We start from the raw sequence: 11,034 nt of genomic DNA on the forward strand, positions 1-11,034 counted from the left end.
CCCAGCGTAAAACCTGTGACATCTTCAGAGAAAGTGAAGCTGGCCGTAAACGCCCCAGAAACCGGACCCGAAGGACCAGATATCGAAAGCGTGGGCGGGTCGTCATCCACACCCTGAACATTGACGGTAAACTCCGCGGTATCGGTGAGCCCACCAGGATCCCGGACCGTGTACGTGAAGGTGTCTGTTGTGCTTGCGCCGTGGGCAAGGTTTTCAAACTGGTCATTTGGATCATAGGTCAGAACGCCGCCAGCCAGCGTCACTGATCCGGTGGTTCCGTTCGTATTGATTGCCGAAATGGAAAGAACATCGCCAGCGTTTGGATCACGGTCCCCGCTGAGGGCTATTACGGTGATATCAAGCGGATCAGCATTGGCATGGACTATCGCGGTATCGGTATCTGCGATCGGTGAAAAAGGAATGTTTGCACTGAGCCAATCGGAGGCGGCACCAACATCTATAAGCGGATAAGTGCCAGGCAATCCGCCGATACGCGTGTCTGTAATCGCTGTTCCGGTAGTTTCTAATGCAGCTTCCAGATTATCGACACTGGCAGCGGGAAAACGCGATCGGAGTACAGCGATGGCACCCGCGACGTGTGGCGCGGCCATGGAGGTGCCCTGAAGAGTCCCAAAGCCGTCAGCATAGCAGTAGTAAGGATTAGATACATCAGGCGGCCAGGCAGCCGTAATCAGGTCGTTACAAGAGGTGTTGTCTGAAAAATCACCGCCCGGCGCGAGCAGATCAACTTGTGGGCCGATGTTCGAATAACTTGCTACCTGACTGTCAAAACCGGTCGCACCGACCGTTATTGCTGCATCGATGCAGGCTGGGCTTGCGACGCTGTCGCGGTATTCTTCATTTCCCGATGCGATCACAACTGCGACGCCAACGTTTCGCAGAAGTTGGATTTCATCCTCTATGTGATCGCCTGGGCAAAATCCGAAGTAGCGACCGCCTCCTAGACTCATATTTACTGCGGCAAGCTCAGCGGTGGGATCGAGATCAAGATTATCGAGGATTGCCTGAAGTGCCGCCTTTTGGTCGTCCAGTAGCGCTCGCGGGCCATTATAACCGTACAGATCAGAAAAAACTTGGATCGCCCAGATGTTTGCAAGTGGAGCGACTGAGTCAAAAGTTGTGCCTAACGCCGCAAAGTTTTGTCCGCCAGCTGCGGTAGATGCGACATGCGTACCATGCCCAGAGTCTCCGTAATAGCCGGCGTTCGGGCCTGACAAGGCACATCGAGAGTTTCCCAGGCCTATTGGTGGATTCGAGAAGCAACCAGAAACGGTTATTCGGTCGCGGATGAAGGGGTGGTCCATATCGAAACCGGTATCTAGAACGGCGACCGCCATCCCGGATCCTTCAAAACCGTCAGACCATTCTCCCGCCACGTTGATGGCAGTTGTGCTGCGCGGCAGTTGCGCTTCCAGGACCGGCACTTCAGCGATCGAAACTACACGCGGGTCCTCAATCAGAGCGACGATTTCATCTGGCGTCAGGGCAGCAGAAAAATACGGCGAATATTCGAAAACATAACGCAGACGAGGGGTCGATGGTTGAGGTGTGTCGATTGCGTTATTCTGCGCGACCGGATCGGCCTGAAGCGGCTGTAACCGGGATGTGGACGCCTCAACGGCGTCTAAGATCTGAAGATCGCTAACCAGTTCCGGCGCATGCTGAGAAATCAGATCGCTTGCAAGGAAGTTTGTTCCGAGTGAAGGACTGCCTCCGATGTTTGGGCTATCCAGGCCATCAGGACTGGCCGCAGCCCGCGCCGCGCTGATGGCGGGTTCGCTCAGTTCAACGAAGACGATTGCGGTTCCGAAATCCCTTAGGCTCTGGGCGCTGCGGGTTGTAAGGCGAATACGATCACGATCTTCATTGGAGAGAGCCGTGAAGGGCGGTGCCAATGCCGAGATCTCATCAATCGACAATTCGCGATCGACTTCTCCCGGCGGCATATTGATCGGCGTCAGATTATCAGGCGATTGGCCATGGGCGGTCGGGCCGCTAACGACGATTAGGAGGATTGCGGTAACAAGGGTCTCAAACGTGATACGAAATGCAGACTTATGAATAATACAGATCGCCCCGGTCCAGCCAATCTAAAGTGCTAACCATAGGTTAACAAAACCGTCGGTGCTTGTGAAGGAATACGGCCGTCATGTGCCGGCATCTGCTCCGACATCACCAATCGCGTCTTTCAGGCGCTTTATGCCCTTTGCTAAACGCCAGCCCAGGATCAAAATCGCAACCGTGACGGCGCCGGCAAGGATCCGGTAGGACAAAAAGAACGCGGAAAAGACACGGTTGTCTGGGTTGTTGGTTAGATCCGTCAGGGCAATTCCGAACACTTCGAACGTGTCCGACAAGCCGCCGCGGAAAGTCTGGTCGAGTAGGAAAACGGTTAGCTCCGCCGGATCGAGGTCAGACACACGAACTGCGCCATCGTCGCTGCTGATGGGCGAAGATCCAGGAACAAACCAATCATGATAGCCCAACAGGATTAATAGAAGGCCGGCCGGTAATATGAGACCAAGCAGGATGAGGCCGGTCGCATAAAGGCTGATGGTGCGGACAGCAGAGCCGTCATGGGCTTCCATTTCCGCGATGCGTTTTGCCACAGACGCTGGCTTGCTGGGCTGGAAGCCTGGGTAGGTTCGAACCAGGACGGCTTCATCGAACTCACGAATGACGCCTAGCAAAACCAAGCCGAGCGCAATGCCGATGAGCAGGGCGGTTGTCACGCCAAACCAGCTGTAAAGCCAATAAGCCGTCGGCGTATTGAGCTGTGTCCAGACTTGTGACCAAAGGCTTTCGTCCATTGCGTCCCCATCCCATCAGCGTGTTTCACACGCAATCTTTCCTGAAGGCCTGGCGGTAGCCTAATGAGCTTGCCGGGCGTTGAGGTGACTGAAGATCCAAAGGCGGTGCCTGGATGAAACGCCCGGCTTTGACGGTAGAACCCGCCCTCGCATTCACGATCGGCGATCAGTAATCGAATTGCTCCGCCTTCTGCACCCATCGTCTAAAGCCAGCATTTGGGTTGTCGTAGGTTGTTCCTTTTGCCTGGGCATGGGAAATGAAGGCCTCAACCGTATCCGCGATATCTGTACCGGGAGGAAGCTTGTTGACCGCATACTTGATTGCGCTATCGCTTGGAAACCAGTCATCGCCGATCGGCTGCCTCTCTCTCTCTGACGTCTTTTCTTTTTTCTTTTTTATTTCTGTGTCTGTGTCTTGATCTTTCTCTGGGTTAAGCGAAGTCGGGTTTTTTGTTCGTTTTAAGAGACTTGGATTGCCGCCAAGACGTCCATTTTTGATGTATTTTTGCCGTCGGGCTTCTTCTTTGATGATAGTTGGACATTTCCATATCCCGTTCTTTCGCGCCAAGTGACCCCGCTTTTCGAGTTCAGCTAATAACGGAAGCAGTGTGTCCTGATTGATGCGCATGAGGTGGCATAAATCGTCGCCAATGATGGGGCTGCCGCCTGATGTCAGGTGGCCGCGAGGCTCGCCTTGTGAGGCCAAGCTCCAGAGGTCAATAAGGACACCGCGCTCCTCAAGTGTCAGGCGGCGATATATGGGCTGGCTGAGCCAATCGGCGGCGTTAAATTTAAACCAGGGGAGATCGCTCATGGCTGACCTCCTTTGACCTTGCGCGGGTGGTCGGAGCTTAGGCTTTCCTGACGGTATTGGCGGGATTTTGGGTGAGCCGCATTATCCGGCCCATGAGCTGTTCGAGGCGTCATGGCGCCCTCCTCTTGTCGTGGGATGGTGATGCGGTGTGCTCTTCGCAAAGACGCCTTGGCCTCCATGAGGCTGGCGCAGCGCGGCGTGTACCGTGATCTCAAAGGGGGCTGAGTCCTTGGTCCTGCCAAGACCTTCGCTCGGTTTTAGTAATCAATCAGTCGCAATGCGTGTGGAAAAGTTGAAAAACGGCCAAAAACCCTAGCCATCGACCGTTATGAGGACGCTTATTCCAGACGAAGCCAGGCAGGCACATTGCGAACGGCGTTGATTTCACTCGGAACCCCAACGGAACCCCAGACGCAAAAACGGGTCCACTGTGGACCCGGTGAAACAATCTAAGTGATTGAAAAGAGTGGCTCCCTGGGACGGGCTCGAACCGCCGACCCGGTGATTAACAGATCGCCTGCGGGGGATGCTGAAAGTGCAACTGATGGCCAAGGGACGCGGTTGGGCGGCCGATCCAGATCAAATGCTACTAGGCGGGCTCATAATTTGGTCGCTCAGTCGAAGACGCCACAACAGGCAAAAGGGCGTTATGGCGTAGCTTTGGAAAACGGGTCGCAATTCCGGGCATTCTATTAAGTCCCAACACTAAGTCGGGAAATTTCGGTTTTGCTTGCTATCTAGCGGGAGTTCTGAGAGCTTTTGATCGGGAAGCGGTCGTTGGGCGCCGCTGGGGGATCATAATGACAATCACGTTGCGTGTGTCGACACTTGTTTCGGCCTGCTTTCTATTGCTCTTCGGCACTGCTCACGGGCAAGACTCGAGCACGGTGGCTGATGCGGATTTGGCATCAATGCCGGAGGGTATTGATGCCAATATGGCTGCGCGCCTCGAAACTAACGGTCGGTATCCCGTTATTGTTTCATTTGACTATGACATGCCAGCGAGAGATGGCGCAGCCGCTGAAATTTCTGCCGGCCAAGTCGAGTCCCGCCTTGCTTGGCAAAGATCGATCATTGAGCGCGCAATAGGTGTCAATGTAACAGATCTTTCGGCGCCGCTAAACGGAACGCCAAGACTGCGCAGGGAATATCAAAGCATTGCTGCGGTTGCTATGTTCCTGACGGCTGATGAGATTTCCGCATTAAACGCCGATCCAGCGGTTTCGGCTGTGCAGCTAGATGAACTATCGGCGCCCCAGACTGATGGAACGATTCCGCTTATCGGTGCAGACGATCTGCATACTCCCGGTTTGACCGGGTCCGGCGTCGCGATCGCCATCCTCGATACCGGTGTAGACCATGAGCACCCGATGTTTTCCGGCCGGATTTCGGAATCAGCCTGTTTTTCTTCAAACGTTGACGGGCAGGCGACTAGCTTTTGCCCGGGCGGCGTTGAACAGGATACGACAACGGCCGATGCTGGCGATGACTGCCCCTTTACCGGAGATACGGCAACGCCCGTAAGTGGCTGCGGGCACGGTACCCATGTGGCGGGAATTGCCGCGGGAGCCAGTTTTCTTGACACCGGTTCGGGCGACACTCTGATCGGAGTGGCGCCGGGTTCGAACATATACGCTGTCCAGGTCTTTTCCAGATTTACAGATCTCTGCGGCGGCTTTGGCCTATCAACCCCCTGTACGCTCTCCTACACTTCCGACCAGATTGCGGCCCTCGACTGGCTCTACGCCAACCGCGCCACGAATGGCGTGGTGTCGATCAATATGAGTTTGGGCGGTGGGAATTATACTTCCTTCTGTAACAGTGACAGCCGTTACTCAGTTATAAATAATCTCCGGACTGCGGGCATCGCCACCGTAATTGCGTCAGGCAATAGCAGCTATAACAACGCCGTGGGTGCGCCCGCCTGTATCGAGCCCGCTATTACCGTCGGCGCAACCGACAACAGTGACGTCGTCGCCGGCTTTTCCAATTCCGCGACAATGGTCGACATGCTGGCGCCAGGCGTCGCGATCAATTCAGCAGCCCCCACCGTTGATGATACTTTGCCCGGGCGTGCGCGGTCGATTAATGGCACCTCGATGGCGACGCCGCACGTAGCTGGCGCCTGGGCGCTGTTGCGCGCTGCGAATCCTTCGGCAACTGTCGATCAAATTGAAGCCGCGCTGGAATCGACGGGTGTAAATGTTACGGAATCCCCGTCAGGCTTGGTGCGTCCACGTATTCGTGTTGATCTGGCTCATGCTGCGCTGGATACGACAGCGCCGCGCATTGCCTCGATCGCACGACAGACTCCGACAGGGTCTAACACCAATGCGGACAGCATTACATGGCGCGTGACCTTTAACGAGCCAATGCAAACTGTAACCAACGCCATGTTTGGCGTGACCGGAACAACAGGCTCGCTGGCGGTCACGAACAATTCGGCCACGCAAACGGACGTTACGGTGTCGGGCGGCGATATGGCCGCTCTGAATGCGACGGTAACGCTCGCTCCGGTCATGAGCGCGCCTTCGCTCACAAACGTAGCCAATGTCGCCGACGGTGGTGCCCTCGAGCTCAATGGTAACAGAGCTGTCACAACGGCTGTTGTGAACGGCGTCACATATCTCTTCGCGGCAGGCTATTTTGATGATGGCATCAGCGTTTTTTCTGTCGCCAATAATGGAAACCTGACCAATGTCGCGAATGTTATCGATGATGCCACGTTGAAGCTGGATGGCGTGCGGTCTGTCACAACCGCGGTCGTGAATGGCACGACCTATCTGTTTGCGGTGGGGTTCGATGATGACGGCATCAGCGTGTTTTCCGTTGGCAATGACGGCACGCTGACCAATGTCGCCAACGTCTCCGATGATGGCACTCTGACGCTGAATGGAGCAGGGTCAGTCACATCGGCGGTCGTAAGTGGGGTCACCTACCTCTTCGTTGCGGGAGAGTTTGACGATGGCGTCAGCGTTTTTTCGGTGGCCAATAACGGTGCGCTGACCAATGTCACGAATGTCGTCGACAGTGCCGATGCAAGTTACGAGCTGGATGGCGCTCGATCCGTCGCAACGGCTGTGGTCAATGGTCTGACATACCTCTTCGTTGCCGGGGCAACGGATGACGGGGTCAGCGTATTTTCTGTCGCCAGTGGCGGCGGCCTCACCAATGTTGCCAATGTCGCTGATGATGCCACCCTCGAACTTGATAGCGTATCTTCCCTCACCACGGCTGTTGTGAATGGAGTGACATACCTCTTTGCCGGGGGCCTGCTTGATAACGGTGTGAGTGTCTTTTCTGTTGCCGCGGGCGGCACTTTGACAAATGTCGCCAACGTTACGGATGACGCCACGATCAAATTGTCGGGTATCTGGACAGTGCACACAGCTGTTGTGAATGGGGTGACCTACCTCTTTGCGGCCGGGGCAAACGATGATGGCACCAGCGTCTTTTCGGTCGCTAATAATGGAAGCCTGACCAATGTGGCGAATATCGCGGATGACGCCACGTTAAGGATGGATGGTGTGCGGTCTGTCACAACCGCGGTGGTGAATGCCGAAACATATCTTTTCACAGCGGGTGATATCGATGACGGCGTAAGCGTCTTCTCTTTTGGTCCTCCGATCGTCCGGGATCTCGCTGGAAACGTTCTTGCCAATGCCGCGCCGACGGGCACGAATGAAAATGCGTTTGTTCTCGACAACACCGCGCCACGAGTGACCTCGATCACCCGCCAGACGCCGTCGACCTCGCCGACGAATGCCGACAGCGTCACTTGGCTTGTCAGCTTTAACGAGACTGTCTCGGGCCTGGACGTCTCTGACTTCGTCTTGTCGGGGACAACTGCCGGGATGACTATACCCGGTACGCCGGCTTCGATTGATGTGGCGGCAGCGCCCGGCGATCTGACTCAGGCAGTGGTCACCGCATCGGGCGGCAATCTGGCGGCTCTGAATGGCACAATCACTCTGAGTTTTGTCGCCGGCCAGGATATTGTGGATCTTGCAGGCAATACGCTGGCCAATACCACGCCGACCGGCACGAATGACAATACCTACGTTGTCGATAATGGCGCTCCGCGGATCACCTCCATCGAGCGGCTTTATCCAAATACCTTGTTGACGCGTGCTGACGGCGTTGTATGGCGTGTGACCTTTGATGAAGCCGTCCAAAACGTAGATGCGGACGACTTTACCGTTTCTGGAACGACAGGAACGCTTTCCGTTAGCATCGTCAACGATGCCAATGATGTCAGGCACGTAACGTTGTCTGGTGGAAACATGGCCGATCTCAACGGGACCGTGACGCTCGGTATTGCAGGCGGTCAGAATATTGCGGACCTAGTCGGGAATGCGCTGACCAATACAACTCCAACGGGTACGAATGAAAACACCTATGTGATGGACAACACGCCTCCTCTGGTCACGTCAATTGACTTTCAAAATCCGGCGACCAGTCCGACCAATGCCGACAGTGTGACCTGGCGGGTGACCTTCAATGAGGCTGTTCAGAATATCACGACAGGCGACTTTCAAGTAACGCAGACGACTGGCTCGGTCTCGGTCGGCAACGTTACTTCGACGACGGTCGACGTTACAGTCTCCGGCGGCGATATGGCTAATTCCAACAGCAATCCGACGCTCAGTTTTTCAGCTGGGCAGGATATCACCGACACTCAAGGTAACGCCCTGACCAATACGTCACCGCAGGTCACCAACAATAATTTCTATAATATGGACAACTCGCCTCCTGGCGTTGATATCTTCTTCCCCCTAACGGCTCCTACGGCAGCCAATCCGACCGCGACGTGGTCGCTGTCCTTCTTTGAAAACGTGAACAATCTGACAGTGGACGATTTACAGGTCGAAGCTCCACCGCATTTCACGATCTCGAATTTGAGGATCACGAATTACACAGCGCCGAGTTCGAGCGCTCGTGTCCTGGTGGATGTGGTGTCGAACGATGGCGACAACGGCACCCTGTCGCTCAATCTGAGAGCCAACACGGATCTGGTTGACGAATTGGGCAACGGAAATGGCACAAATGGCTGGGCACCATCTTACAGTGGAAACAATAACAATAACCAGTTCACCGTTGATGTAACGGCGCCCCGATTGAACCTGATCGCGCGGCTGTCTCCTGTTGGCGAGCGCACAAATGCCGACAGTCTGGTCTTCATGGTCAATTTCAGTGAACCGGTATCGAACGTTGATACCGCCGACTTTGTTGTCAATGGATCTACCACGGCGACCGTCACCAGCGTGACGCCCAGCGCTGCTCCGGCTGGCATTGATGCGGCGGCCAATGGTGGCTCGACCGACTTTGAGGTCACGGTCTCCGGCGGCAATCTTTCCAACTTCAACGGTGTTGTCGGACTGGACCTCGCCGCAGCGCCGACAATCACGGATTCTGCCGGCAATCCGGTTCCTATTGGGGAGCCTGCAACCGACGAGACCTATGATGTGCGGAATATCGCACCGGCGCTAGCCTCGATTGTGCGACTGACACCAACGGATTCGTCAACGAATGCCGACAGCCTGACATGGCGGCTAACATTCTCTCAGATCGACGGCTCATTCACATTGCCTGCCAATGCTTTCACGGTTACGGGAACAGACGCGTCGGTGACGAGTGTCCAGCGTTTTTCCATCGGTTTGGACGTTACAGTCTCCGGTGGTAGCCCGGGGCTCGGCCTGTCCAACCTGAATGGTGATGTTACCCTCGGCCTCGCCAATAGCGATTTCACCGACGACTATGGCAATGTTATGGACCGGACTATTCCGGCCGGTGCCGAGCTGACCTATTCTGTCGATAATACCCGGCCTTCTGTTGAAATTCTGGCGCCATCGGATCCTGTAAATGCAGCGTTTACCGCGTCGATCGTGTTTTCGGAGGCGGTAAGCGGCTTCGTGCTGGCGGATTTGACTGTCGGAAACGGGACGGCCTCGAATCTGTCGACGTCTGATAACGTCACCTTTACAGCGACCATTACGCCAACCGCAGATGGACCTGTAACGGTGGATGTGGCGGCTGATCGTGCCACGGACGCAGCCGGTAACAACAATTGGGCGGCCCCCCAACTATCGGTCACCAATGACCAGACGGCACCGACGGTGGCACTTTCGGGGCCCGCCGGATCGGTGAATGCGGCCTTTGATGTCACCGTGACATTTTCGGAAGTGGTCCGCGGCTTTGGTCTGGATGATATTGTTGTCGTCAATGGTTCGCCGTCAAACCTTTTAACTGTCACGCCTCGTCGTGTTTATACGGTAACCATCGCGCCTACCGCGGAGGGACCGGTTACGATCGATATTTCCGATGCCGTCGCCGCAGATGCCGCCGGAAATGACAACACAGCGGCCACCCAATTCTCGGTCATTAATGACCTGACGGCTCCGACCGCAACGAGCGTGAGCAATGTGCAACCCGGTACATCTCCAACAAATGCTGACACGCTGATCTGGGCAATCTACATGAGTGAAGGGCTGTCCAATTTGGACCCAACGGATATTCAGCTTTCCGGCACAACAGCAACAATAGCGGAAATCACTAATCCGCAGCCGACGCTCTATGCATTTACAGCAACGGGAGGCGATCTCGCGGATCTGAATGGCGCCGTTACAATTGGCCTGGCTGCTGGCCATAATGTCTCGGATGAAGCTGGCAACGCTCTCGCTTCGCTGGCGCCGACCGGTTCGCCAGACGATCGGAGCATTACTCTAGATAATGCCGCGCCGACGATTGTGATTTCGGGGCCCCCGGGTCCGGTTTCTGGCGCTTTTACAGCGACTTTCACTTTTTCCGAACCGGTAACAGGATTTGCGGTAGGCGAAATTGACATGGACAACGGTGTCGCGTCGGATTTCACGCCCTTAATTCCGGCAGGTGATGGACGTTCCGCTCCTACCACCGCGCAGTTAGCAGCTGTCTACACAGCGACGATTACGCCTGAAGATGATGGCTTGGTGACTATTAATGTTTCTGGCCTGGTTGCGACGGATGCGGCTGGTAACAGTAATACGGGCGTCAGCCAGCCGTTTTCAGTGAATAACGATCAAACAAGACCGACACTGTCGATCACGGGGCCTTCGGGACCTGTTAATACGGCATTCGATGTGAATTTTCGTTTCAGCGAGAGCGTTACGGAGTTTGTTTTAGCCGATATCCAGGTGAGCAACGGTGTGGCGTCGAACTTTCAGGTCGTCTCATCTGGCTGCGCGGTTCAAGGCGGAGCGGTAGAGGGAGTGGCATGCGACACTGTAGGTGGTCCACAACTCGTATCTGCTACCCTGTTCTCCGCGACGATCACGCCGACAACCGATGGTGATGTGACGGTGGATGTTGCGGCCGATGTCGCCGCAGACGCTGCCGGCAACAACAACACGG

At 55.4% G+C, this 11,034-nt stretch carries 4 protein-coding genes; 1 reads left to right on the forward strand and 3 read right to left on the reverse strand.

Annotated elements, in window-relative coordinates:
* From V0U79_RS13560 to V0U79_RS13570, 3 genes are all read right to left on the reverse strand, one after another.
* The coding region (locus V0U79_RS13560; protein ID WP_330200048.1) for a S8 family peptidase at positions 1-1,967 on the reverse strand (1,967 nt) is incomplete at its 3' end.
* Positions 1,968-2,168: 201 nt separating this feature from the next.
* A complete protein-coding gene (locus V0U79_RS13565) occupies positions 2,169-2,831 on the reverse strand; it encodes a hypothetical protein (protein WP_330200049.1) in 663 nt (220 codons plus the stop codon).
* A 166-nt stretch (positions 2,832-2,997) separates the two neighbouring features.
* Positions 2,998-3,645, reverse strand: coding sequence for a hypothetical protein (locus tag V0U79_RS13570; RefSeq protein WP_330200050.1), 648 nt, complete (start codon positions 3,643-3,645; stop codon positions 2,998-3,000).
* Between the two features lie 800 nt (positions 3,646-4,445).
* Between V0U79_RS13570 and V0U79_RS13575 the strand changes: the two genes are divergently transcribed.
* The coding region (locus tag V0U79_RS13575) for an Ig-like domain-containing protein (protein ID WP_330200051.1) at positions 4,446-11,034 on the forward strand (6,589 nt) is incomplete at its 3' end.

It is taken from the genome of Hyphobacterium lacteum (assembly GCF_036330345.1).
GTDB classification, from domain to species: Bacteria; Pseudomonadota; Alphaproteobacteria; order Caulobacterales; family Maricaulaceae; genus Hyphobacterium; species Hyphobacterium lacteum.

Coding starts and splice junctions, on each gene's coding strand:
- V0U79_RS13565 (WP_330200049.1), bottom strand. CDS start 2,831: ATGGACGAAAGCCTTTGGTCACAAGTCTGGACACAGCTCAATACGCCG.
- V0U79_RS13570 (WP_330200050.1), bottom strand. CDS start 3,645: ATGAGCGATCTCCCCTGGTTTAAATTTAACGCCGCCGATTGGCTCAGC.